21 protein-coding genes are annotated in these 24604 nt (G+C 75.3%); 9 read left to right on the top strand and 12 right to left on the bottom strand.

All coding sequences use genetic code 11. From position 1 onward, the window contains the following. Window positions 1-195 precede the first annotated feature (195 nt). The 3 genes from thpR to ABZ261_RS25440 all read right to left on the bottom strand — a co-directional run bounded on the left by thpR (window position 196) and on the right by ABZ261_RS25440 (window position 2727). Entirely contained in the window at window positions 196-768 is a 573-nt protein-coding gene (thpR, locus tag ABZ261_RS25450) for an RNA 2',3'-cyclic phosphodiesterase (RefSeq protein ID WP_356862933.1), read from the bottom strand. 150 nt (window positions 769-918) lie between these two features. Next, window positions 919-2262 (bottom strand): MFS transporter, encoded by a 1344-nt coding sequence (locus tag ABZ261_RS25445; protein WP_356862931.1) that lies wholly within the window; start codon window positions 2260-2262, stop codon window positions 919-921. 27 nt (window positions 2263-2289) lie between these two features. Then, complete coding sequence (locus ABZ261_RS25440) at window positions 2290-2727, bottom strand: MarR family transcriptional regulator (protein WP_030642980.1); 438 nt, start codon at window positions 2725-2727, stop codon at window positions 2290-2292. Window positions 2728-2881: 154 nt separating this feature from the next. Between ABZ261_RS25440 and ABZ261_RS25435 the strand changes: the two genes are divergently transcribed. Then, entirely contained in the window at window positions 2882-3064 is a 183-nt protein-coding gene (locus ABZ261_RS25435) for a ribbon-helix-helix protein, CopG family (protein WP_356862929.1), read from the top strand. A gap of 40 nt (window positions 3065-3104) precedes the next feature. Here the strand turns inward: ABZ261_RS25435 and ABZ261_RS25430 are convergent, their stop codons facing one another. Next, entirely contained in the window at window positions 3105-4556 is a 1452-nt protein-coding gene (locus ABZ261_RS25430; RefSeq protein ID WP_356862928.1) for an NCS2 family permease, read from the bottom strand. Window positions 4557-4708: 152 nt separating this feature from the next. On the opposite strand from ABZ261_RS25430, the gene ABZ261_RS25425 reads away from it, so the two are divergent. Beyond that, window positions 4709-4975: a DUF2530 domain-containing protein gene (locus ABZ261_RS25425; RefSeq protein ID WP_356862926.1), complete on the top strand. Its 267-nt coding sequence runs from the start codon at window positions 4709-4711 to the stop codon at window positions 4973-4975. Between the two features lie 151 nt (window positions 4976-5126). On the opposite strand, the gene ABZ261_RS25420 is transcribed toward ABZ261_RS25425, so the two are convergent. From ABZ261_RS25420 to ppk2, 4 genes are all read right to left on the bottom strand, one after another. Further along, window positions 5127-5957 carry a hypothetical protein gene (locus ABZ261_RS25420; RefSeq protein WP_356862924.1) on the bottom strand — a complete coding sequence of 277 codons (831 nt, stop codon included), beginning with the start codon at window positions 5955-5957 and terminating at the stop codon, window positions 5127-5129. Between the two features lie 205 nt (window positions 5958-6162). Next, the gene (locus ABZ261_RS25415; RefSeq protein WP_356862923.1) at window positions 6163-9321 is read right to left on the bottom strand and encodes a molecular chaperone Hsp90; all 3159 of its coding nucleotides are present in this window, start codon (window positions 9319-9321) and stop codon (window positions 6163-6165) included. A 341-nt stretch (window positions 9322-9662) separates the two neighbouring features. Continuing rightward, complete coding sequence (locus ABZ261_RS25410; protein WP_356862921.1) at window positions 9663-10619, bottom strand: YihY/virulence factor BrkB family protein; 957 nt, start codon at window positions 10617-10619, stop codon at window positions 9663-9665. A 39-nt stretch (window positions 10620-10658) separates the two neighbouring features. After that, on the bottom strand, window positions 10659-11654 hold the full coding sequence (gene ppk2, locus ABZ261_RS25405; RefSeq protein WP_356862919.1) for a polyphosphate kinase 2: 996 nt from the start codon (window positions 11652-11654) through the stop codon (window positions 10659-10661). Window positions 11655-11901: 247 nt separating this feature from the next. Between ppk2 and ABZ261_RS25400 the strand changes: the two genes are divergently transcribed. Beyond that, window positions 11902-13554: an alkaline phosphatase D family protein gene (locus tag ABZ261_RS25400; RefSeq protein WP_356862917.1), complete on the top strand. Its 1653-nt coding sequence runs from the start codon at window positions 11902-11904 to the stop codon at window positions 13552-13554. 113 nt (window positions 13555-13667) lie between these two features. On the opposite strand, the gene ABZ261_RS25395 is transcribed toward ABZ261_RS25400, so the two are convergent. Further along, entirely contained in the window at window positions 13668-14594 is a 927-nt protein-coding gene (locus tag ABZ261_RS25395; RefSeq protein WP_356862915.1) for a DUF3027 domain-containing protein, read from the bottom strand. A 295-nt stretch (window positions 14595-14889) separates the two neighbouring features. Between ABZ261_RS25395 and ABZ261_RS25390 the strand changes: the two genes are divergently transcribed. The 4 genes from ABZ261_RS25390 (at window position 14890) to ABZ261_RS25375 (ending at window position 18538) form a co-directional block, all read left to right on the top strand. After that, the gene (locus ABZ261_RS25390; RefSeq protein ID WP_356862913.1) at window positions 14890-16281 is read left to right on the top strand and encodes an MFS transporter; all 1392 of its coding nucleotides are present in this window, start codon (window positions 14890-14892) and stop codon (window positions 16279-16281) included. Window positions 16282-16456: 175 nt separating this feature from the next. After that, window positions 16457-16954, top strand: coding sequence for a DUF2771 domain-containing protein (locus ABZ261_RS25385; RefSeq protein WP_356862911.1), 498 nt, complete (start codon window positions 16457-16459; stop codon window positions 16952-16954). Further along, window positions 16927-17670 carry a futalosine hydrolase gene (locus ABZ261_RS25380; protein WP_356862909.1) on the top strand — a complete coding sequence of 248 codons (744 nt, stop codon included), beginning with the start codon at window positions 16927-16929 and terminating at the stop codon, window positions 17668-17670. Before ABZ261_RS25385 ends, ABZ261_RS25380 begins: the two co-directional genes overlap by 28 nt. After that, complete coding sequence (locus ABZ261_RS25375; protein ID WP_356862907.1) at window positions 17660-18538, top strand: 1,4-dihydroxy-6-naphthoate synthase; 879 nt, start codon at window positions 17660-17662, stop codon at window positions 18536-18538. The genes ABZ261_RS25380 and ABZ261_RS25375 overlap by 11 nt, the downstream gene beginning before the upstream one ends. A gap of 90 nt (window positions 18539-18628) precedes the next feature. On the opposite strand, the gene ABZ261_RS25370 is transcribed toward ABZ261_RS25375, so the two are convergent. Beyond that, a complete protein-coding gene (locus tag ABZ261_RS25370; RefSeq protein ID WP_356862905.1) occupies window positions 18629-19012 on the bottom strand; it encodes a cold-shock protein in 384 nt (127 codons plus the stop codon). 164 nt (window positions 19013-19176) lie between these two features. Here ABZ261_RS25370 and ABZ261_RS25365 point away from each other — a divergent pair, with 164 nt between their 5' ends. Continuing rightward, on the top strand, window positions 19177-19428 hold the full coding sequence (locus ABZ261_RS25365; RefSeq protein WP_356862903.1) for a hypothetical protein: 252 nt from the start codon (window positions 19177-19179) through the stop codon (window positions 19426-19428). Here ABZ261_RS25365 and ABZ261_RS25360 read toward each other — a convergent pair. Continuing rightward, entirely contained in the window at window positions 19404-20036 is a 633-nt protein-coding gene (locus ABZ261_RS25360) for a haloacid dehalogenase-like hydrolase (RefSeq protein ID WP_356862901.1), read from the bottom strand. The two genes, ABZ261_RS25365 and ABZ261_RS25360, sit on opposite strands and share 25 nt — an antisense overlap. Window positions 20037-20788: 752 nt before the next feature. Further along, window positions 20789-21829, bottom strand: coding sequence for a hypothetical protein (locus tag ABZ261_RS25355; RefSeq protein WP_356862899.1), 1041 nt, complete (start codon window positions 21827-21829; stop codon window positions 20789-20791). A 141-nt stretch (window positions 21830-21970) separates the two neighbouring features. Between ABZ261_RS25355 and ABZ261_RS25350 the strand changes: the two genes are divergently transcribed. Then, on the top strand, window positions 21971-24514 hold the full coding sequence (locus ABZ261_RS25350; protein WP_356862897.1) for a helicase C-terminal domain-containing protein: 2544 nt from the start codon (window positions 21971-21973) through the stop codon (window positions 24512-24514). Window positions 24515-24604 lie beyond the last annotated feature (90 nt).

Below are 24604 nucleotides of genomic sequence, written 5' to 3'. Positions count from 1 at the left end.
GGCTGCCGGTCCCACACCACCGACGTGCCGGTCTCGAAGTGCTCCCGGGCGCCGGCCGGCCGCTCCCCCGCCCCCGGGCGCACGCCCGCCGCAGGCCGCTATTTGACCGCCGCGGCCAGAGCGACCACCGCGAACATCAGCACCAGCACACCGGCCATGATCCGGTTCCGTGTCTTCGGGTCCACGCCATCGAGCCTAACCGCCCGAGCCGAGTGCCCAGCGGGCGACCGTCTCGTACCGCGGCTGCTCGCCGGGGACGCCGGACCTCGGCAGGTGGCTGCGCACGAGGCTCAGGTCGGCGACCGTCCAGGCGCTGCCGCTGAACTCCGCGAGAGCGGCGACGCAGGGCCGTACGTCGGCCGCGTCCCGGCTGCGGGCCAGCGTCAGGTGGGCCTGGTAGCGGCGGTGCTCCCCCATCGGCACCCCGGCCCTGCGCGCCGCCGCCTCGGCCCGGCCGGCCAGCAGGCGCAGCGTCTCCAGGTCCCCCCGGGCGCCCGCCCACAGCGCGCGGCCGTGCCCGAACTGGCCGCCGCCCGCGAGGCGCAGGGTGAACGGGGCGGTGCGGCGGGCGGCGCGGGCCAGCCGGTCCGACAGGGCGGGCACGAGGTCCTCGGCGACCTCGCCGTAGAAGGCGAGGGTGAAGTGCCAGCCGGGGCGGGCGGTCCAGCGCAGTCCGCCGGCGCCCGGCAGCCGCCGCAACCGGGCCGCCTCGGCGGCGAGCTCCGCCGCGATGTGGTCCGGGGGCAGCACGGCGGCGAAGAGTCTCATGCCCTCACCTTCGCAGAAGGGCCGGGTGGACGATCGGGCCACGGCGACCACCCTCCGCGGAGGCGGCCCCCGCGACGCTCCGCGCGGGCCGGAGCCGCGGCCCGCCGGGGCGGACGCCGGCCCGGAGGCCCGGCAGCCCCGCCGGGCGGCTCAGGCGGCCGTCGCCAGCCGGTCCCGCTCGCGCGGCACGAAACGCACCCGCGGGCGGCCGTGGTGCCAGCCCACCGACAGGCGCAGGCCGCCGATGCGGGACAGGACCAGGCCGACGGCGGCGGCCGCGACGGCCGACACCGCACCGCCGGCCGCGAAACCGGTCCGGGCGCCGTAGGTGTCGGTGATCCAGCCGACGACCGGCGCGCCCAGCGGCGTGCCGCCCATGAAGACCATCATGAACAGGGCCATCACCCGGCCGCGCATGGCCGGGTCGGTGGCCATCTGCACCGCCGTGTTCGCGGTGACGTTCACGGTCAGGCCGAAGACGCCGATCGGGACCATGAGCAGCGCGAACAGCCAGTACGACGGGGCCACCGCGGCCACGGTCTCCAGCGCGCCGAAGGCCAGCGCGGCGGCGATCAGGACGCGCAGCCGGGCCGTGCCGCGCCGGGCGGCCAGCAGCGCGCCGATCAGGGAGCCGACGGCCATCAGGGTGTTGAAGAGGCTGTAGGAGCCGGCGCCGGAGTGGAAGACGTCGTCCGCGTAGGCCGACAGCCACACCGGGAAGTTGAAGCCGAAGGTGCCGATGAAGCCGACCAGGACGATCGGCCAGATCAGCTCCGGCCGCCTGGCCACGTAGGTCAGGCCCTCCCGCAGCTGGCCCTTGCCGCGGGGCGCGCGCTCGACCACGTGCAGTTCGCGGGTGCGCATCAGCAGCAGCCCGGCGATGGGCGCGGCGAAGGACAGGCCGTTGGCGAGGAACGCCCAGCCGGTGCCCACGCCGGTGATCATGAGGCCGGCCACGGCGGGTCCGACCAGCCGTGCGGACTGGAAGTTCGCGGAGTTCAGGCTGACCGCGTTCTGCAGCTGGTCGGGGCCGACCATCTCCGAGACGAAGGACTGGCGGGCCGGGTTGTCCACCACCGTGGCGAGGCCGACGGCGAAGGCGGCGACGCAGACGTGCCAGACCCGGACGTGGCCGGAAAGGGTCAGCGCGGCGAGCGCGAGCCCGGTGACGGCCATGGCGGACTGGGTGACCAGCAGGACGGGCCGCTTGGGCAGGCGGTCCACGAGGACGCCGCCGTAGAGGCCGAACAGCAGCATCGGCAGGAACTGCAGGGCGGTCGTGACGCCGACGGCCGCGGAGGAGCCGGTCAGCTTGAGGACCAGCCAGTCCTGGGCGATGCGCTGCATCCAGGTGCCGGTGTTGGAGACGGCCTGGCCGGCGAAGAAGAGGCGGTAGTTCCTGATCCTCAGCGAGCTGAACATCGAGGACGTGCGGGACACGGGGGTCGTAGGGGTCGGTGCGGGGGCGGAAACTGCTCCGGATCCCGTACTCAACAGGGTCGCCTCCTCCAACACGTGTGCTTACAGATGCGCGAGTTTCTCCAGCACGGGGGCGGCGGCGCGCAGGGCGGCCCACTCGTCCTCGTCGAGGCCCTCGACCAGGCCGGCCAGGAAGGCGTTGCGCTTGCGGCGGCTCTCCTCGAGCATCGCCTCGGCCTGCTCGGTCTGCGTGACCACCTTCTGGCGCCGGTCCTCGGGGTGCGGCTCCAGCCGGACCAGTCCCTTCGCCTCCAGCAGCGCGACGATGCGGGTCATCGACGGCGGCTGGACGTGCTCCTTGCGGGCCAGCTCACCGGGGGTCGCGGAGCCGCAGCGGGCGAGGGTGCCGAGCACCGACATCTCGGTGGGGCTCAGCGACTCGTCCACCCGCTGGTGCTTGAGGCGACGGGACAGCCGCATCACGGCGGAGCGGAGGGCGTTCACGGCGGCGGCGTCGTCGCCATGCGTAAGGTCCGGCATGTTCTTTAGCGTAACTCATTACCCTCGCTAAAGACACTCGGGAACGCACGCACCGCCGGTGACGCCCGCCACGACACCCTCCGATCACCCGTACGGGTGACTCTGTTCCGGAAAGTCACACATCCGAGGGCCGCGCATGGCAACTCTCGTACGCATGGGGACCAGTGTGCTCAGCCTGCGGATGGACGGGGAGCTGCTCGAAAGGCTCCGGCAGCACGCGGCCAGAAGAGGCATGAGCGTCCAGGACTATGTCGTCCGGACGCTCATGCGCGATGACTTCGACGAGCGGTTCCAGGCCGCCGTCGAGGAGACGGAGAAGTTCTACGGGGTCACGTGAGGGGGCACGCGAGGAGGCACGCGTGGGGTCACGTGAGGGGTCACGTGAGGCCCAGGGCGGGCATCAGGTAGTAGAAGGCGAAGACGGCCGAGACGACGTACATCGGCCCCGGGATCTCCCGCGCCCGCCCGGCGACCAGGCGCAGCACCGTGAAGGTGATGAAGCCCATGCCGATGCCGTTCGTGATCGAGTAGGTGAACGGCATCATCAGCATGGTCACGAACGCCGGGACGGCGATGGTGTAGTCGGCCCAGTCGATCTCCTTGACGGAGTTGGACAGGATCAGGAAGCCGACCGCGACCAGCGCCGGGGTGGCCGCCTGGGAGGGGACCATCGTGGCGATCGGGGTGAGGAGCAGCGCCACCGCGAAGAGGCCGCCCGTGACGACGTTCGCCAGGCCCGTGCGGGCGCCCTCGCCGACACCGGCCGTGGACTCCACGAAGGCGGTGGTGGCCGAGGAGGAGCCGGCGCCGCCCGCGGCGACCGCGAGGCCGTCGACGAAGAGGACCTTGTTGATGCCGGGCATGTAGCCCTCGGCGTCGGTGAGCCCGGCCTCGTCGCCGATGCCCATGATCGTGCCCATCGCGTCGAAGAAGCACGACAGCAGGACCGTGAAGACGAACAGGACGCCGGTCAGCAGCCCGACCTTGGAGAAGCCGCCGAACAGGCTGACCTGGCCGACCAGGCCGAAGTCGGGCGTGGAGACCGGGTTGCCCGGCCACTTCGGGACCGTCAGACCCCAGGACGGGACGGTGGCGACCGCATTGACGATCATCGCGAGGACGGTCATCCCGACGATGGAGATCAGGATCGCGCCGGGCACCTTGCGGACGATCAGCGCGAAGGTGAGCAGCACGCCCAGGACGAAGATCAGCACCGGCCAGCCGGTCAGGTGACCGCCCGTGCCGAGCTGGACCGGGACGGTGGTCTGCGCGGCGTCCGGCATGCGGGTGACGAAGCCGGCGTCGACCAGGCCGATGAGCATGATGAACAGGCCGATGCCGATCGAGATCGCCTTGCGCAGGCCGAACGGCACGGCGTTCATCACGCGCTCGCGCAGGCCGGTGGCGACCAGCAGCATGACCACGAAGCCGGCGAGGACGACCATGCCCATCGCGTCCGGCCAGGACATGCGGGGCGCGAGCTGGAGCGCGACGACCGAGTTGACGCCGAGGCCGGCGGCGAGCGCGATCGGCACGTTGCCGATGACGCCCATGAGCAGCGTGCTGAACGCGGCCGTCAGCGCGGTCGCCGTCACCAGCTGGCCGTTGTCCAGGTGGTGCCCGTACATGTCCTTCGCGCTGCCGAGGATGATCGGATTCAGCACGATGATGTACGCCATCGCAAAGAAGGTGGCCAGACCGCCGCGGACCTCGCGGGCGACGGAGCTGCCGCGCTCGGAGATCCGGAAGAAGCGGTCGAGAGAGCCGTACACGGCCGCACCACCCGGCTTCTCGGGGGTGGGGACCTTGGCGGGTGCCGGGGTGGACATGCGGGACCTCATCACCAGTGGGGCTCCCCCGAACCCCGTTGGAGTTTCCTACGAGCAGAAGCGGTCAGAGACAAACGGTTTCAGTATGAAGGCATAAAAGACGAGATCGCTATCTCCGCGCGTAGACCTGATCGGCTCGTAAGCTGTCCCCCATGGCCAAGTGGACCCCCAAGCACGAGGCGCCCGAGCCCCTGGAGGGCCCCGTGGTCGCCACCATCACCGGCGGCACGATCGTGTGGTTCGCCCTGTTCCTCGTCCAGCTCCCCTTCTACGGCTGGTTCCGGGACCACGGCCACCTGTGGTGGGTGTGGACCTGCCTCGCCGGAGGCGGACTCGGGCTGATCGGCGTCTGGTACGTGCGCCGGCGGGACGCGGCGATCAGACGGGCCGCCGCGCTGCGCTCCACACCGGCGGAATAGCCGTACGGCAGCCCCGGCCGGACGCGCGGCCCGGGCGGTGGCGAGGCTCGCCCGGAGCACGGCGCCGTGACGACGGCGCGGCACCACGGCCGGGGGCCGCCTGCGGAGGCGGCCCCCGGCGCTCTTGCCGCCGGCGGCAGCGGGACCCGGCCTACTGCACGTCGACGTAGTCTCCGGTGGCGGTGGCCGCCGGGGTGGTCGAGGTGCCCGCGAAGCTGAAGCGCCAGTAGCCGTCGTAGTTCGCGGTGGTGGTGGTCTTCAGGTTGCCGTACGAGTCCGTGGACACCGTCTTGACGGTGGTGTACGTGCTCGTGCCCGCCTTGCGGAACTGGAGCTGGACCGACTGGCCGGTGTAGCCGTGGTACTGGTGGTCCTCCCAGTTGGCGCGGGTCAGCTTGCCCGTCACCGTGAGCGTCCGGCCCTTGCCCACCGGTTCGGGGCCCGCGTTCGCCGTGAGCTTGGAGTAGCGCTGCACCAGGGTGCTGCCGAGGCCGCCCTGGTCCTTGTAGCCGACCTTGCTCATGTCCGGGTCGTTCTGGTCCTGCCCGTTGAAGGCGACCGCCTCGGCGTACACGTTCCAGGAACCGGCCCAGGCGTTCTTCAGGTCGCCGTCGGCCGGGTGGATGTCGACGGTTCCCTTGCAGGTGGCGGTGGTCGAGGAGGTGGCGGTGCAGGTCGCCGGCTCGTCGCCGTAGAGTTCGGCGGCCGGGTCGTCGTACGAGCCCTTGTAGAGGGTGGCGTCGGTGTAGAAGTCGTCCGCGGTGATGTCCACGCCGGCGCCGTGCGTCAGCGTGTACGTGTAGGTCGCGCTGACCTCGTTGGTGGTCCCGACCTTGATCGCCTTGGTGAGGGAGACCTTCGAGAAGCTGACGTCCAGCGTGTAGGGCGTGCCGGAGTCGCCGGTGGCGTGTGCGGCCGGGACGGCGAGGGCGGACAGGGCCAGGGCGCCGGAGACGGCGGCCACGGTGGCACGTATGCGCATGTGCGTTTTCCCCTGGAGGGAGCAGTGATCGTGGAGTCGGTCGACTCACGCGATCAGATCCACGAAGCACACCGTTGGTTGTACGGCAAGAGGCGTTTCCGGTCGGATTTTGGACACCCGTTACCCGCTCGGGACAGGAATGAGACGCAGCACGGCCCGCCCCGGGAGCGGCATCGCTCCCGGGGCGGAGCCGGCCGGCGCCCGGTCAGTCGAACCAGCGGTCGCGGGCCAGTTCCTCCGTGCGGGTCGGGTCCTCCAGCAGCGCGGCCACCTCGAACCGGCGCGGCCACTGCCCCGCCGCCCAGGCCAGCCCCGCGGCCACGCCCTCCAGGGTGGCCGCGTGCAGCACGCCGTCGTCCGTGAGCCGCCAGTCGATCCCGACGCCGTCCACGACCAGTTCCTCGTGCTCGACGTAGGTCCGCGGCGTCCGCGGCCCCAGCAGCACCCGCACCGCGTCCGGCACGGCGTGCTCGGTCCCCTCGGAGTGCACCTCGCCGGTGACGGACTCGCTCAGCCGCCGCACCTGGAACAGCTCGGCCAGCTCGGCGGCCCGGGCGGGCCGCACCGGCAGCAGCGGGACCCCGGCGGTGAACGGCAGCAGGTCCGGGGAGTCGACCACGACCGCCGCCGCGGCGTCCACGACCTCCACCCGACCGTCCACCACGGCCCGCAGCTCGTCCGGCAGGGTCACCCGCTCGGGGTCCAGCTCCGCCAGGGCGCCGTACAGGCCGTGCAGTTGGGCGGGCGTGACGGTGCGCCCCGGGTCGGCGAGCCGGTCCAGCAGCTCGGCGGCGCCGCCCGGCTCGTCCAGCAGGGCGGCGACGGAGGTGCGCACGCCGAGCGCCCGCAGGACCTGCTCGTCCTCGAACCCGGTGGCGTCGGCCTCGTCGTACAGGCCGCGCAGCAGCGGGTCCCCGCCGGCCGCGAGCAGCCCGGCGGGCCGGCGCCCGTCGAGCACCGGGTGCCCGCGCAGCCACCAGGCGGTGTACGGCCGTACGGCCTCGTGGGTGCCGTCGGGCAGCAGGATGCGCACGGGCTGGGTCAGGGCGTCCCGCAGCGGCGGCCGGGCCAGCAGGGCGAGCGCCTCGGGCCAGTGGTCGTCGTCCACCAGCTCCAGGTCGCGCACGGCGACGAGTTCGGTGGCCACCGGCGGCACGGGGCTGTCCGGGAACCGGTCGAGGATGTCCTCGCACCACACGTCCACGGCGTCCAGCAGCCCCACGTCGTCGGGTTCGGCGTAGTCGCCCTCGCGGGGCTCCAGCTCGTCCGGGTCGAGGACGACGTCGGTGGCGCGGACGAGCGCGAAGTCGGCGAGCACCCCGCAGGCGGCGAGCGGCTGTTCGCCCCACCGCTCGGCCAGCTCGGCGTCCACCGCGGCCAGTTCGCCCTCGCGGATCACCCGGGCGAAGGGGCTGCCGGGGAGGACGAGCTCACCGGCGGGCGCGAGTTCCCCGTCCTCGTCGGGCAGGGCGAGGGCACCCAGCCAGGGCTCGTCACCGGGTTCCAGTCCCGCGTCCCGCACCAGGCCGAGGACGGCGTCGGCCAGTTCCTCGGCGTCCGGCGCGTCCTCCTCCCAGCCCAGGCCCCCGTCCCCTTCCAGGGAGCCCGCCACGGCGGCCCGCACCTGCGGGGTGGTCAGCACCGCGCGCGGGGTCGCGGGCAGCGCGCCCAGCTTCTCCAGCAGCGGGTGCGCGGCGTCCTCGTGGGCGATCTTCAGGCCGAGCCGCCGCAGCACGTCCGGGTCGATCCGGGCGCCGTCCGGGGTGGGCAGCAGCACCTGACGGGGTCCGATCACGGTCCGCGCCCCGCCGCCGAAGGCCGTGGACGCGCCCCCGGCCAGCGGCACCGGCAGTCCGGACAGCCGGTCCGGATCGACCCCGGCCAGGCTGTCGTAGAGCCGCCACCACCAGTGGGGGTCCTTCTCCAGCCCGGCGAGCCGGTCGACGGCGTCGGCGAGCGGCAGCCGGGCGACCCCGAGGGTCCGCAGCTCGGCGCGCCGCTCCAGCCCGGCCGGCAGCAGGGTGGGCAGCACCTCCGCCAGGACCCGCACGGTGCCGGCCCCGGCCCCCTCCACGATCTCGGCGTCCCGGGGCCGCAGGGCCTGCGGCAGCTCGTCGTCGTCGCCGCTCGCCTCGGCGGCCGGGGGCAGGAAGGCGGTCCTGGGCAGCCGTTCGAGCACGGCCTGCCGGAGCGCCCCGTCCAGCTCGCCCTTGCCGAGCGGGCCGGGGACCAGGTCGATGATCCCGTCCGTCACCGGCCGCCATCCGGCGAGCAGTTCGGTGTACACGTCGGCCGCGCGCTGCACCAGGAAGTCGGTGAGGGGCCCGGGCGCGGCGTGCCGGCGGGTGGTGTCGAGGGGGAAGGAGGCGATGAGCAGCGCGGGCACGCCCAGGAGTTCGTCGCTGGGCGTCGGGGCGTGCACCACCGCGCTCGTGCGGGGCCGCACCGGCCGCCCCTGCTCGTCGGCGGGCACCGCCCAGGTCACCGACCAGTGGGGCCGCAGCCGCTCCTCCACCGGCCGGTCGGCGAGCAGGTCGGGGGTGAGGGGCCCGTGCGCGGACGCGGTGCGCCACGCCGTGGTGCCGTCCCGCGAGTCCTCCACGACGGTGACGGCTCCCTCGACGCGCCGGCGCAGGGTGCGCGGCGCGCCGCCGTCGACCTCGATCACCAGCTCCTCCAGCCCCGGCAGGGCGAGGAGCAGCGCGTCGTCGACCCCGTCCAGCAGCCGCTCGGCGAGGCCGGCCGCGGCGGCGTCCCGCAGCGGCAGGATGACGGCGGTGTCGTACGGGTCGGGGGCGGTGCCCTCGGCGGGGAACGGCAGCCGCAGCAGCGGCACGTGCCCGTCCCGGCGGCGCACCTCGTCCCCGAGTCCGGGGCTGTGCCGGGCGACGTCGGCGGCCAGTTCGCGGGCCTCGGCCAGCGACCAGCGGACGCCGCCGTGCCGCCCCACGACGGCCGGTTCGTCGGTCACCGCGAGCACGGCGGCGAAACCGACGCCGAACCGGCCGACGGCGCCGTGGGTCGCCTCGGTGTCCCGTTTCGCGGACGCCCGCAGCGTGGACAGCGACTCGACACCGGCCGCGTCCAGGGCGGCGCCGGTGTTCGCGGCCACGAGCACGCCGTCGCGGAGGGTGAGCCGCAACCGGCCCGGCGTCTTCGCCCGGGCGGCGGCGTCGGCGGCGTTCTGGGCCAGCTCGACGACGAGCCGGTCCCGGTAGCCGCCCAGGACGAGGTCCTCCTCGGCGTTGGCGTCCTCACGGAACCGGGCGGGGCTGGTCGCCCAGGCGTCGAGGACACCGCGGCGCAGACGGGCCGTCCCGAAGGGATCGGCGCCCTCGGCCGCCGGCCGCACGAACTTGCTCACGTTGACTCTCCTCTTCGACGTGAGACCGAAGGTACAGCGCGGGCGGGCCGGGGACCGACGGCAGGAGTGCCCGGTCCCGCGGGCCGGAGACCTGCGGGCCCCCGCGGTGCTGCGGGCCCCCGCGGTGCTGCGGACCCCCGCGGTGCTGCGGGCCCCCGTGGTGCTGCGGGCCCCCGGCACGGGTCGTGCCGGGGACCCGTGCCGGGGCACGGGTCGTGCCGCCGGTGCGCGCCCGCTGCGCGGGGCGGCCGGGCGATCGCAGCAGGGGCCGGACCTCGGCCCGCAGCAGCGCCGCCTCCCGGAGGGCGGCGACGGTGCGGGCGGGCAGCAGGCCGCCGGGGTCATGGCCCCGGGTCGGGGCGCACGGCCCGGTGCAGGCCGGCGCGTGCCGCTTCCAGCTGCGCGGCGAACGCGATGCCCAGGAACAGGGCGACACCCGTGAGGTTGGCCCACAGCAGCAGGGCCACGAAGGCGGTCAGGGGCCCGTACACGGCGCCGAAGGAGCCGCTGCGGGAGACGTAGAGGGTGAGCAGCCAGGTCGCGGTGACCCACAGCACCAGGTGGACGGCGGAGCCGAACGCCAGCCAGGTGTACCCGGGCTGGCCCCGGCGCGGGGACCAGCGGAAGACGACCGCGGAGGCCACCCAGGCGAGGGCCGTCCCCACGGGCACGTCGAGCGCGCCCCACCACGCCGGGGGCCCGGGCCGGCCCAGCGCCTCGGTGGTGGCGGCGCCGACGGCCTCCCCGGCGACGAGGACGAGGAAGCCCAGGACCATGGGGACGCCGGCGCCGAAGGCGAGGAGCAGGGCCCTGCCGTACTTGCGCGGGAAGGGGCGGTCCCGTTCGATGCCGTAGATGCGGTTGGCGCCGCGCTCGACCTGGCCCATCGCCGAGGCCAGGTTGAGGACGGAGAAGAGCAGGCCCAGGCAGAGCGCGACGGTGCTCCAGGTGTCGGAGCCGGCGGTGCGGCCGGCCCGGTGCAGCGCGTCCCGGATCAGGTCCGCGCTGGCGCCCGGCACGATCCTGCCGAGGGTCAGCTCGATGACCCGCCCCACGCTCTCGGTGTGCGCGGCCGTGGCGAGGCCGACGAGCGCGATGGTGAACGGCACCATCCCGAGCACGATCTGGAAGGCGAGGGCCCGTGCGTTGGTGAAGCCGTCGGCGTAGCGGAAGCGGGAGAAGGCGTCGACGAGCAGCCGCACGCCCCCGTAACGCCGCAGCGCGGTGAAGGCCTCGTCACCGGAGAGCTCGTCCCCGATCATGTCCCGCGTCTGCGGGACGTGCACCACCGTCCCCATGGTCCGGGTCCCTCCTCCCCTGTGGCAGCGGCCGGCCCGTCACCGCGGGTCCGGGTGGTTCCCGGGTCCGCCGCCGGGTCCGGCCAGCGGTGTCGGCGACAGGGCCGTGGGTTCCTCGCCGGGTTCGAGCAGGGTGTCCGCCGCGCCGACGATCAGCGGATCGGGGGTGCCCACCGCCCTGCGGTCCTTGGCCGGGTAGTCGAAGCGGTCCAGGAGGCTGCGCATCGCCTCCAGCCGGCCGCGCCGCTTGTCGTTGTTCTTCACGACGGTCCAGGGCGCGTGGGCGGTGTCGGTCGCCCGGAACATCTCGACCTTGGCCGCGGTGTAGTCGTCCCAGCGGTCGAGGGAGGCCAGGTCGGTGGGGGAGAGCTTCCAGCGGCGCACCGGATCGACCTGGCGGATCGCGAACCGGGTGCGCTGCTCGGCCCGGGACACCGAGAACCAGAACTTCACCAGCAGGATGCCGTCGTCGGTGAGCAGCCGCTCGAACAGCGGGGCCTGTTCGAGGAACTGCCGGTACTCGTCCGGCGTGCAGTAGCCCAGGACCCGTTCGACGCCCGCCCGGTTGTACCAGGAGCGGTCGAAGAAGACGATCTCGCCGCGGGCGGGCAGGTGCGTCACGTACCGCTGGAAGTACCACTGCCCCGCCTCGCGCTCGGTCGGCTTGTCCAGCGCCACCACCCGGGCCCCGCGCGGGTTGAGCCGCTCGGTGAACCGCTTGATGGTGCCGCCCTTGCCGGCCGCGTCCCGCCCCTCGCACACCACCACGACCCGCTGGCCGGTGTCCTTCACCCAGCGCTGGAACTTGAGCAGCTCAATCTGCAGGATCCGCTTGGTCCGCTCGTACTCGCGCCGGCCGACCCGGTGGTCGTAGGGGTGGTTCTCCCGCCAGGTGTCGATGGGCCGGCCGTCGCCGTCCAGGAGCACCGGCCGCTCCGGCTGCCGGTCGTCGACCTCCAGACCCCGGAGCAGGTCGTCCCCGTCCACGGTGCCGCGCGTCTCTTCCGCCTCCTGCACGTGCTCCCGCTCGGTCACGGCACACCGCCTCTCCCGCTCGCCGTTCGCCGGGGCCGCCCCGCCGGGCCCCGCGGTCATCCTCCACGTGCCCACGGCGGACGGAACCAGACGCACGACATGCCCGGCGGACCGCTCCGGCCGGCTTGCCGGGCACGGCCGCCGGCCCGGTGCGGCCGCCCTGCACGGCCGCCGGGCCCTGTACGGTCGTACGGTCGTTCCGTCTCCGTCTCCGTCCCGTCTCGTGCGACACAGGAGGGCGATCGCCGTGGCCGAACTGCGTCTGGGACCGCTGCTGAGGTACACCGACGGCTCGTGCGCCACCGTGTGGGTCGAGACCGGCCGGCCCTGCACGGCGGAGGTCCGCTGCTCGGACGGCGCCGGCGGCACGGCCCCCACCTTCCAGGTGGCCGGGCACCACTACGCCCTCGTCACGGTGACCGGGCTGCGGCCGGGCGCCTCCCCGTCGTACGAGGTGCTCCTCGACGGCGACCGGGTGTGGCCGCTGCCCGGCTCCCCTTTCCCGCCCTCCGTCATCCGGACCCCCGGCGCCGGCGGCGCCGTCCGGGTCACCTTCGGGTCCTGCCGCTGGGCCGCGCCCCCGGCCGACGGCAAGGACCCGGTCGGCGCCGATGCCCTGGACACCCTCGCCGTACGGCTGGCGGCCGACCCGGACGCGGAGCGTCCCGACGTCCTGCTGCTGCTCGGCGACCAGGTGTACGCGGACGAGACCTCCGAGCGGACGCAGCGCTGGCTCGCGGGCCGCCGCGACCTCGACGAGCCGCCCGGCAGCCAGGTCGCCGACTACGAGGAGTACTGCCACCTCTACCACGAATCGTGGCTCGACCCGGAGGTGCGCTGGCTGCTGTCCACGGTGCCCAGCTTCATGATCTTCGACGACCACGACGTCGTGGACGACTGGAACACCTCCGCCGCCTGGCTCGCCGACATGCGCCGAACCGACTGGTGGCAGGAGCGGCTGATGAGCGGCCTGATGTCCTACTGGGTCCACCAGCACCTCGGCAACCTCTCCCCCGCCGAACTGGCCGACGACCCGACCTGGGCCGCGGTACGGGCCGCGCCGGACGGCACGGAGGCGCTGCGCGCCCTCGCCGAGAAGGCCGACGCCGACCTCTCCTCGGTCCGCTTCAGCTACCGGCGCGACTTCGGCCGCATCCGGGTGGTGATGGTGGACTCCCGGGCGGCGCGGGTCCTCGACGAGGACCGCCGGGCCATGCTCGACGCGGGCGAGGCCGACTGGCTGCGCGCACAGGTGCTGGCCGACCCGGGCGCGTACGACCACCTGCTGATCGGCACCTCCCTGCCCTGGCTGCTGCCGCACCTGGTGCACGACGCCGAGGCCTGGGACGCGGCCCTGTGCGCCGGGGAACGCGGGCCGCGCTGGGCCCGGTTCGGCGAGCGGCTGCGCCGCGGGGCCGACCTGGAGCACTGGGCGGCCTTCCCCCGCTCCTTCGCCGACCTCGCCGCCCTCGTCCTGGAGGCCGGGACCGCGCCCGGCGCCCCGGCGACCGTGTGCGTGCTGTCCGGCGACGTGCACCACGCCTACATCGCCGAGGCGTCCTGGCCGTCCGGCGGGCCGCACGTCCCCGTCGTCCAGCTCACCTGCTCGCCCGTGCACAACTCCGTGCCGCTGTCGATGCGGATCGGCTTCCGCTTCGGCTGGAGCGCGCCGGCCCGTCTGCTGGGGCGGCTCCTCGCCCGGCACGGCCGCTGCTCCCGGCCGCCGGTGAAGTGGCGCAAGCGGGGCGGTCCGTGGTTCGGCAACCAGCTCATGACCCTGACCCTGCACGGCCGTTCGGCCCGGCTGCGCCTGGAACGCACCGGCGCGGACGAGAAGCTGCACACCGTGCACGAAACCAGCCTGACCGACGGCGAGTTCGGCGCCGGGCGGCGCCGGTGACGCGCTCCGCCGGGTGAACCCGCGGCCGTCCGCCCCGGACCGGCACGGCCGCGGAGGGAGCGGTTCAGGAGTGGCCGGGGGTCAGGAGTGGCCGGGGCAGGAGTGGCCGGGGTTCAGGAGTGGCCGAGCTCCGCCGTCTCGTCGTCGCCGGTCTCCGGGACCGAGCCGGAGTCGCGGGCGGGGCGCAGCGGGAAGGGGTCCACCCGGGTCTCGTCGATGACCGGCGGGGCCGGCTGCGGGGGCTTCGGCATGACCGCGGCCTCCGAGTGGCCGCCGCAGCCGTAGGCGAGGGAGACCACGCGGCCGTCGGCGGGCGAGAACTCGTTGGCGCAGACGCCGAAGGCCTGCCCGAGGGAGCCGCCGATCGGGGCCAGGAAGCCGCAGGACACACAACTGGCGGGGGCCGCCTGGGCCATGGGGGTCTTCGGGCCGAACGCCTCCTCCCAGCGGTCGGCGGCGCTGTGCAGGCCGTAGCGGGACAGCACCCGGGCGCGGCGCATGCCGAGTTCCTCGGCGACGGCGGCGATCGAGCCCCGGGAGGGCGCCGCCGGCTGCGCGGCGGGGGCGCCGGGGGCGACGTCGGCGTCCTCGGCCTCCGCCAGTTCCCGCATCTCCTCGGACATCGCCGAGTTCGGCGGCGGCTCCTCCTCGCCGGTGTAGCCGGGCTCCAGGCGCAGGTCGTCCTGGTCGGTGGGGAGCAGGTCGCCGGGGCCGAGGTCGCCGGGACGCAGACGCTCGCTCCACGGGACCCACTCGGGCGCGAGGAGGGCGTCGGGACCGGGCAGGAGGACGACCTCGTCCAGGGTGACGGCCTTGGCGCGGGAGGCGCGGGCCACGGTGACGGCCCAGCGCCAGCCCCGGTACCCCAGCTCCTTGCACTCGAAGAAGTGCGTGACGACGCGGTCGCCTTCCGACACCAGGCCGGTGTGCTCGCCCACCACGCCGGGGGCGGCGGCCTCTTCGGCGGCGGCGCGGGCGAGGTCCACGGCCTCGGCGCACAGACGGTCGGGGGTGCGGCTTCGCGTGGTCGCTGCGCTCACAGGTATCGCTTCTCTCCTACGCCGTCTCGTCGAGTGCGGCTGCCTCCGGCGGTTTCGCCTACGGAGCGGACCAGGGGACCGCATCGACGTCTGCATCCGCGCGCCCGGGCGCACCTCTGCCATCCATTCTGCGTTATGGCTGAGACAGGCACGCTACACCGGACGGAATTCGTCGGTTCTTCCGCCCGCCCACGCGTCCGGGCCGCGCAGGGCGCCGGCCCGGTCCGCGGGCCCGACGCCGCCATACGCGCCGCGTCCGCACTATCCGGCCGGTTCTCGGGGCACTATGAACGTCGTGACAGCCGCGGACAAGGTGAGCGAGCGGGGCGGCGGTTCGGGCCGGGTGGGTGGCGCCGTCCGCGCGGTCGGCCGTGCCCTGCACCTTCCCGTCACCGGCGCGGCGCGGGGCATCCGCAAGGCCACGCACGCGCACGGGGCGGGCGAGTCGGGGCTGGGCAAGCTGATCGAACTGCACGCGGTGAACGGCGCCGGCGATGTGATGGTCACCGTGGCGCTCGCCTCCACCGTGTTCTTCTCCGTGCCCACCGACGAGGCGCGCGGGCGTGTCGCGCTGTATCTCGCCATCACCATGGCGCCGTTCACGGTCCTCGCCCCCGTCATCGGTCCCCTGCTGGACCGGCTGCCGCACGGGCGGCGCGCCGCGATGGCCGGGGCGATGCTCGCGCGGGCGCTGCTCGCGCTGATCATCTCGGGGGCGGTGGCGAGCGGCAGCCTGCAGCTGTACCCGGCCGCGCTGGGCGTGCTCGTGGCGTCCAAGGCGTACGGGGTGGTCAGAAGCGCCGTCGTGCCGCGGCTGCTGCCGCCCCGGTTCTCGCTCGTGAAGGCCAACTCCCGGGTCACGCTGGCCGGACTGCTGGCCACCGGCGCCGCCGCGCCGATCGGGGCGGGGCTGCACGCCCTCGGCGACCCGTGGCCGCTGTACGGCGCCTTCGTGATCTTCGCTGCCGGGACGTTTCTGTCGTTCTCGCTGCCGCCCGTGGTGGATTCGGCCCGGGGCGAGGACCGGGCGCTGCTCGCCGCCGACGAGCAGCACCTGCACGGGCCGCACCGCAAGCAGGCCAGGCGGCCGGGCCTGCGGACCGTGGGGCCCGCCGTCACGCACGCGCTCGGCGCCAACGCCTCGCTGCGCTGCCTGTCCGGCTTCCTGATCTTCTTCCTCGCGTTCCTGCTGCGCGAGCACCCGCTGACCGGGGAGAGCGCGGCGGTGTCGCTGGGGATAGTGGGCGTCGCGGCCGGGACGGGGAACGCGCTGGGGACGGCCGTGGGGGCGTGGCTCAGGTCACGCGCGCCCGAGATCATCATCGTGACGGTGGTCGCCGTGGTGCTCGGCGCCGCGCTCGTCGCCGCCGTGTTCTTCGGGGCGGCCCTGGTGGCCTGCCTCGCCGCGGTCGCCGGGTTCGCGCAGGCGCTCGGCAAGCTGGCGCTGGACGCGCTGATCCAGCGGGACGTGCCGGAGCTGGTGCGCACCTCGGCGTTCGCCCGCTCCGAGACGCTGCTGCAGATGGCGTGGGTGTTCGGCGGCGCGGTCGGCATCGTGATGCCGCTCAACGGCACGGTCGGGCTGCTGGTCGGCGCCGCCTTCGTGGCCGTGGGCTGGCTGAGCACCCTGCGGGGGCTGCTCGCCTCGGCCCGGCACGGCGGCCGGGCCCGGGCCCGCGTGGCGTGACGGCCCGGCCCCGCGTGGCGTGACGGCCCCGGCCTGCGCGGCGTGACGGCCCGGGCCTGCGTGGCGTGACGGCCCGGGCACGGCGCGTCCGCCCCGCGCGCACCGTGCGTGACGAACCGGGCACGCCGCACCCCCACGTGGGCGGACGGCCGGGGGCGCCCGATAGCCTTCGGCCATGACCACGCTGCCCCGCGGCAGAGCCGCTGATGTACACCGCGCTGTGCGCCGCCGCCGCGCCGTCGCCGCCGCCGGCGCCGTTTCCGCCGGACTGCTCGTCCTGTCGGCCTGCGACAAGCCGACGCCCGTCGCGACGGTCACCGTCGGCCGGAGCTCGGTCAACTCCGAGGCTCTCTGCTACAACGACGGCGACAAGCTGGACGAGAAGTCGCTGAAGAAGTGCGTCAAGAAGGCCGGCGACATCCAGTCGATCAAGGTCGACCAGGACGAGACCGTGCGCTTCGGCGTCGACCCGGAGATCGCCGACGAGGGCTGGATCCTGCTGGTCAACGGCCACCAGTTCACGGACGCCACCAAGAAGACGTACCGCACCATTCCGGGCAGCGCGTTCTTCAACGCCCAGTACGGCACCCAGGGCGAGACCAACACGGTCTCCGTCCAGATGGGTGAGAAGCCGAACAAGGGCGTGTGGTCCTTCAAGCTGAAGAAGGCCTGATCACGACGGCGGTACCGGTCCTCGTCGCCACCGCGGTGCCCGTCGAGCGGGACGCGGTGGCCCGGGCGCTGCCCGCGTCCGCCGAGGAAGTGCGGCTGCCGGGCGCGGTCCTGTGCCGGACCGCCGCGGGCTGGGACCTGCTGGCCGCCGGCGTCGGCCCGGCGCTCGCCGCCGCCTCCGCGGCCGGCGCGCTGACCGCCGCCGCGCTGGCCGGCCGGCCCTACGGCCTGGTCGTCTCGGCCGGGATCGGCGGCGGCTTCCCCGGCGCGCCGCTCGGCTCGCTCGTCGTCGCCGACGCCATCACCGCGGCCGACCTGGGCGCCGAGACCGCCGACGGCTTCCTGCCGGTCACCGAACTGGGCTTCGGGACCGTCACCCACCGTCCACCGGAATCACTCGTCCGTGCCGTCCGCCGGGCCACCGGCGCCCGCGCCGGGACCGTCCTGACCGTCTCCACGGTGACCGGCACCGCCGCCCGCGCCGCCGCCCTGCGCGCCCGGCACCCCGGCGCGCTCGCCGAGGGCATGGAGGGGTTCGGGGTGGCCGAGGCCGCCGCCGCGCACGGTGTGCCCGTGCTGGAGCTCCGCGCGATCTCCAACCCGGTCGGCCCCCGCGACCGGGCCGCCTGGCGCATCGGCGACGCCCTCGCCGCCCTCACCGAAGGGTTCGCACAGCTCGTGCCCGCACTGGAGAGTTGGAACGCACATGAGCGCTGAGCCGCTGCAGATCGCGTACTCGCCCTGCCCGAACGACACGTTCGTCTTCGACGCCCTCGCCCACGGCCGTGTCCCCGGCGCCCCCGCGCTGGACGTGACCTTCGCCGACATCGACCTCACCAACGGCATGGCCGAGCGCGGCGAGTTCGACGTGCTGAAGGTGTCGTACGCCGTCCTGCCGTACGTCCTCGACCGGTACGCGCTGCTGCCCTGCGGGGGCGCGCTGGGGCGGGGCTGCGGGCCGCTGGTGCTCACCCGGGAGGACGGCGCCGGGAGCGGCGAGGGTGCGCGTGGCCGTGGGGCGCTGACGGGCCGGACGGTCGCGGTGCCGAGCGAGAGGTCCACCGCCTACCTCCTGTTCCGCCTGTGGGCCGCGGACACCCAGCCGGACGGGGTCGGCGAGATCGTCGTCATGCCGTTCCACGAGATCATGCCGGCCGTGCGGGACGGCTCGGTGGACGCCGGGCTGGTGATCCACGAGGCCCGGTTCACCTACGGCCGGTACGGGCTGCACCAGCTCGCCGACCTGGGCGAGCACTGGGAGCGGACCACCGGGCTGCCGATCCCGCTGGGCGCGATCGTCGCCCGGCGCTCGCTGGGCGCGCAGACCCTCACCCGGCTCGCCGAGGCCGTCCGCGCCTCGGTGCGGGCCGCCTGGGACGACCCGGAGAAGTCCCGGCCGTACGTCATGGCGCACGCCCAGGAGATGGACCCGGCCGTCGCCGACCAGCACATCGGCCTGTACGTCAACGAGTTCACCGCCGACCTCGGCGAGGAGGGCTACGCGGCGGTCCGCGGACTGCTCACGCGCGCCGCGGCCGAGGGGCTGGTGCCGCCCCTCGCACCGGACGCGCTCGCGTTCCCCTGACACCGGCTGCGCGCGCCGGCACGCAGCCGGCGCGCGTCCGGCGCGGGAACGGCGGATGAGGCGGTGCGGCGGCGCAGCGCCGCGGCGGCGTCAGACGTCGAGCTGGTCGGCGACCGCGCGGAGCAGGCCGGCGATCTTCTTGCCGGACGCCTTGTCCGGGTAGCGGCCCTTCTCCAGCTGGGGCGTGATGTTCTCCAGCAGCGTCGTCAGGTCCTGCACGATCGAGGCCAGCTCGTCCGGCTTCCTGCGCTGGGCGGCGGCCACCGACGGCGTCGGGTCCAGCACGATCACCGACAGCGCCTGGTCGCCGCGCTGGCCGGCGACCACGCCGAACTCCACGCGCTGTCCCGGCTTGAGCGCATCGACTCCGGCGGGGAGAACCGAGGAATGGACGAAGACGTCACCGCCGTCGTCGCGGGAGAGAAAGCCGAAGCCCTTCTCACTGTTGAACCACTTGACCTTGCCGGTGGGCACGTCCGTCCTCGTCCTCGTACTCGTCGGGAAATTGCTGGGGAAACTGCTCTTGACAGCACTAGAGCGGGTCGACCACGACCCGCCGCTACCAAGGCTAATGGTCTTCGCGCGGGTGACAAGACGTCCCCCGGCTGTTCTTTCGGGCAGGGAACTACCCTGGTCGAGTGCGTGACAAAACCCAAACGAATTCCGCCGCGCCCGGTGACCGACTGATCCGCGCCGGTGCCGTGGTGTTCTTCCTCGGGGCGGTGGCCACCCTGGTCACGGTGACCCCGCTGTTCCTCGGGGCGAAGCCATTTCCGACGTTCATGTTCGGGCTGAGCATGCTCATGGCCGTCGGTTTCCTGCTGGCCGGCGCCGGTGTCCTGCGGTCGGTGGCCGCCGGACGGCGTCAGGCGCGCGGCGCCTCGCGGTAACCGGCGAACCAGGCCGGGAAGGCGGCCAGGCCGTCCAGGACGACGTCCGCCCCGGCCGCGCGCAGCTCCTCGGCCGGGCAGGGGCCGGTGGCCACGGCGACCGAGACCGCCCCCGCGGCGCGGGCCCCGCGCACGTCCCCCACATGGTCGCCGACGTACACCTGCGCGCCGTGCTCGCGCAGCGCCCGCGCCTTCTGCTCCGCCCACAGGTCGCCGACGACCACGTCCGGCTCCATGCCGAGGTGGGCCAGGTGCAGCTTGGCGTTCGGCTCGTACTTCGCCGTCACCACCATCGTCCGGCCGCCGGCCGCCCGCACCGCGTCGATCGCCTCCCGGGCGCCGTCCATGGCGGGCGTCGCGGCGACGGCCGTGGCGGGATACATCTCCCGGTACAGGGCCGCCATCGCCGGCACCTCCTCGGCGGGGAACCAGTGGATCAGCTCCTGCGCGAGCGGCGGCCCCAGCCGGGTCACCGCCAGATCGGCGTCGATGAACGTGCCCGTCCGCTCCGACAGGGCCCGGTAGCAGGCGCGGATGCCGGGCCGGGAGTCGATGAGGGTCATGTCGAGGTCGAAACCGACGGTGAGGGTGGAGGCCATGGGGGACATTCTGCCGGGCCCTTGCCGGGGGCTGAGCGGGTTCACGCCGTGGGGGGTGCTGGGGGGTGCCGGGTGCGGGTGGGGGTGGGTTGGGCGCGCAGTTCCCCGCGCCCCTGGGCGAGCTGCCGGGCCCCGGGCTGGGTGGCGCTCTTGGCCCACTCTGCGCGTGGGGGTCCCGGGGAGCTCCGGGTGCGGGTGCGGGTGGGCTGAGCGCGCAGTTCCCCGCGCCCTTGGGCGAGCTGCCGGGCCCCGGGCTGGGTGGCGCTCTTGGCCCACTCTGCGCGTGGGGGGTCCCGGGAAGTTCAAGGTGCGGGTGGGGGTGGGCTGGGCGCGCAGTTCCCCGCGCCCCTGGGCGAGCTGCCGGGCCCCGGGCTGGGTGGCGCTCTTGGCCCACTCTGCGCGTGGGGGTCCCGGGGAGTCCAAGGTGCGGGTGGGGGTGGGCTGGGCGCGCAGTTCCCCGCGCCCCTGGGCGGAGCGGGCCCGTGCCGGGGGCTGAGCGGGTTCACGCCGTGGGGGGGCCTGGGGGGTGCCGGGTGCGGGTGCGGGTGGGCTGAGCGCGCAGTTCCCCGCGCCCCTGGGCGAGCTGACGGGCCCGGAGCCGGGTGGCGCTCTTGGCCCACTCTGCGCGTGGGGGTCCCGGGGAGTTCAAGGTGCGGGTGCGGGTGGGCTGAGCGCGCAGTTCCCCGCGCCCCTGGGCGAGCTGCCGGGCCCCGGGCTGGGTGGCACCCCTGGGCGAGCTGACGGGCCGGGGCTGGGGGGTGTCAGGCTTTTCGTCGGGAGCGCCAGGTGAGGTACAGGGCCGAGGCCACCGCCGCGCCCCGGACGACCCACGGCCACGTCGCGCCGACGGCGTCGCCCATGTGCCCCTCGGGGATCGGCTCCCCCCACCGCCCGTCGGTCCGCCCCCACAGCCACAGCGCCCCCGCCGCGACCGCGGCGCCCGGCAGCACCGTCACCGCCCACTTCGTCTCCGCGGGCGTCAGCCGCCGGGAACCGTAGGCGATCGCCCAGCCCAGCAGCAGGGCGAACCAGTTGCCGAGCACGGCGCCGGCGAGCAGCGCGGCGGCGGCCAGCAGCAGGAGGGGGTTGGACCAGCCGGGGAGGCGACGGCGGGCGGGGGCCTCCGGGGCGGCGGGGACTTCCGCCGGGGCGGCCTTCCGGGGCGGGAGCAGGCCGAGGAGGCGGCGGCGCGGGGCGGGCGCGGGGGCCGTACCGGCGGGGGCCGCCGGGGCGCCGGCCTGCTCGGCGGGGGCCGCGGGCGGACGCCGGAGCAGCTCCGGGATCTCCACCCCGCCGACGAACCCCGGCACCGGGTCGGCGTCGCCCGGCAGGCCGCCGGCGCCCACCCGCCACCAGTCGGGCGGCGCCGCGCCGTCCCCGAGTTCGTGCGCGGGGGCGAGGTGCGGCGGGGACGCCGCGTCCCGCGGGGCGGCCGGCGCCGGCTCGGCGGGGCGCGGGCCGGGCACGGCCCGGCGCAGCCCCTTCGGCCGCTGCCGCCGGTCCGGTTCCGGCGCCCGCTCCGGGGAGGAGGGCTGCGCCGGCACGGCGGCGGGGGGCGGCTGCGGGACGCCGGCGCCGCCGTCGGCCGCCGCGACCACCTCGTCCGGGCTGCCCAGGCGGTCCAGGATGCGGCGGACGGCGGCGGGCGAGTCCACCGTCGTCCTGGCCCGGTGCCGGTCGATCTCGTTCCGCAGCTGGGACACGAGCCGCATGCGGGTGGCCGACGGCAGCTGGCGCTGCTGGGCGATGTCTCCGACGCGGCTCAGATACTCGTAGACGACCTGGTCGCTCTCAATCCCCACGAAGTCCCCTCCGGGGCCGGTGCGTTGCGTTGGTCCGCGGGGACGAAGGTAGCGCAGGCCCGCGCGGAGCCGCCCGGCCGCCGCCCCCGGGGACCGCTCCTTCGGCTGAACCGCCGGAGGCGACCCGCTACCGTTGACCGGATGAGCCCCGAGGCCCACTCAGCCCCGCGGTCCCTCGCGGAAGCGCTCCGCGCCAGGGACGACGCCTCCCTGGCCGCGCTGCTGCGCAGCCGCCCGGACCTCATCACCCCCGTCCCCACCGACCTCACCCAGCTCGCCACCCGGGCCGCCACCCGGGCCTCGGTGCTGCGCGCCCTGGAGCGGCTGGACCGGTTCGCGCTGCAGACGGCGGAGGCGCTGGCCGTGGCCCCGGACCCGGCGCCGTACGGCACGCTGCTCGGGCTGATGGCCGGGGACGCCGGGGACGAGACGGTGGCCGCCGCGCTGCCGCGGGCCCTCGGCACGCTGCGCGAGCAGGCGCTGGTGTGGGGCGACGACGACCGGCTGCGGCTGGTGCGGACCGCCCGGGAGCTGCTGGCGCCGTCCCCGCAGCACCCCTCCCCGACCGGGCTGGGACCCACCGTGCAGGAGGCCGCCTCCGGCATGTCCCCGGGCCGCATCCAGGAGATCGTGACGGCGGCGGGACTGCCGTCGACCCACGACTCGGTGTCGGCGCTGGCCGCGCTGACCGCGCTGTTCACCGACCGGAAGAAGATGGCGAAGCTGCTCGCCGGGGCCCCGGAGGCCGCCCGCGAGGTGCTGTCCCGGCTGGTGTGGGGGCCGCCGTACGGGCAGGTCACCGCCCATCCGGCGGCGCACGTGCGCTGGCTGCTGGACCGCGGTCTGCTGCTGCCCACCGCTCCCGGCACCGTCGTGCTGCCCCGCGAGGTGGCCCTGCACCTGCGGCAGGGCCGCGCCCACCGCAGCCCTCAGCCGCTGCCGCCGGCGGTGGCCGCGGCAGCGGCGCACAGCCCGCAGGGGGTGGACGCGACGGCCGCCGGGCAGGCGCACACCGCGCTGGCCACCGTCGAGGAGCTGCTGAAGGACTGGGACGAGGGCGGACCGGCCGTGCTGCGGGCGGGCGGGCTGAGCGTCCGCGACCTGAAGCGGACCGCGGTCGCCCTGGACGTGTCCGAGCCGGTCGCCGCGTTCTGGGTGGAGCTGGCCCACGCGGCCGGACTGATCGCCTCCGACGGCGAGGCCGACGAGCGGTACGCGGCCACGCCCGCCTACGACGAGTGGCGGGAGGCGCCCGCCGCCGAGCGCTGGGCCCGGCTGGCCCAGGCGTGGCTGGCGGCCACCCGCACCGCGGGGCTGGTCGGCGACCGCGACGCGAAGGACCGGACGCTGTCGGCGCTCGGACCGGGCCTCGACCGGTCGGCCGCGCCGGAGGTGCGGCACCGGGTGCTGACCCTGCTGGCCGCGCTGCCGCAGGGCACGGCCCCGGACGCCGAGTCGCTGCTGGCCCGGCTGCGCTGGGAACGCCCGCTGCGCGGGCCCCGGCAGGACGGCGAGGACGACCTGCGTTCCCGGCTCGCCCGCTGGACCCTGTCGGAGGCGGAGCTGCTGGGCGTGACCGGCCGGGGCGCGCTGTCGGCCCACGGGCGGGCCCTGCTCGGCGCGCCGGCGCCCGCGTCCGCCGCCGACTCCCCCGCCCCGGAGCCCTCCGGGCCCGGCGACAAGCTCCCGGTGCACCACCACCGGCCGCCGGCCCGGCGCGCGCCGCTGCCCCCCGGCGAGCGGGCCGCGGCGGCCGCGGCGGCGGCCCGGCTGCTCGCCCCGCTGCTGCCGGAGCCCCTGGACCATGTGCTGCTCCAGGCCGACCTGACGGCGGTCGCCCCCGGCCCGCTGCGGCGGCCGCTCGCGGACATGCTGGGCGTGCTGGCGGACGTGGAGTCCAAGGGCGGCGCGACCGTGTACCGGTTCACCCCGGCGTCGGTGCGCCGTGCCCTGGACGCCGGCCGGACCGCGGCCGACCTGCACGCCTTCCTCGCCGAACACTCCCGCACCCCCGTCCCGCAGCCGCTGGCCTACCTGATCGACGACGTGGCCCGCCGGCACGGCCACCTGCGGGTCGGCGCGGCGTCGGCGTACGTCCGCTGCGACGACGACGCCCTGCTGAACGAGATCCTCGCCGACAGGCGCGCCGCCGCCCTGCGCCTGCGCCGCCTCGCCCCGACCGTGCTGGCCGCCCAGTGCGACCCGGCGGCGCTGCTGGAGGGGCTGCGCGCGATGGGCTACGCGCCCGCCGCCGAGTCCGCCGAGGGCGACGTCCTGATCGCCCGGGCCCACTCCCACCGCACCCCGCCGCGCACCGCGCCCGAGCCGGTGCCGGACGGGCCGCCGCCGCCCGACGACACGCTGCTCACGGCTGCGATCCGCGCCATTCGGGCCGGTGACCTGGCCGCCACCGCGCCGCGCAAGCCGGCCGGCGGGCCGCCGGCGGGCGGCGAGCTGCCCCGCACCTCGTCCGCGGAGACCCTGGCGACCGTGCAGGCCGCCGTTCTGACCGGCGACTCCCTGTGGATCGGCTACGTCAACGCCGAGGGCGCCGCCAGCCAGCGCGTCATCGCCCCGATCCGGGTCGAGGGCGGCTTCGTCACGGCCTACGACCACACGGCCGACGAGGTCCGCACGTTCCCGCTGCACCGGATCACGGGAGTCGCCGAACTCGCGGACGACTGACCCCGCCGCAGTCCCGCCCCGCCACACCCCGCCGTCCCCGGCCGCCGCCCGGCCCGCCGCGCGGAGCACCACCGCCCGCGGCACCGGGTG

It is taken from the genome of Streptomyces sp. NPDC006193, assembly GCF_040613915.1.
In the GTDB taxonomy this organism is placed as follows: Bacteria; Actinomycetota; Actinomycetes; order Streptomycetales; family Streptomycetaceae; genus Streptomyces.
This window is presented reverse-complemented; position numbering and strand designations above follow the sequence as displayed.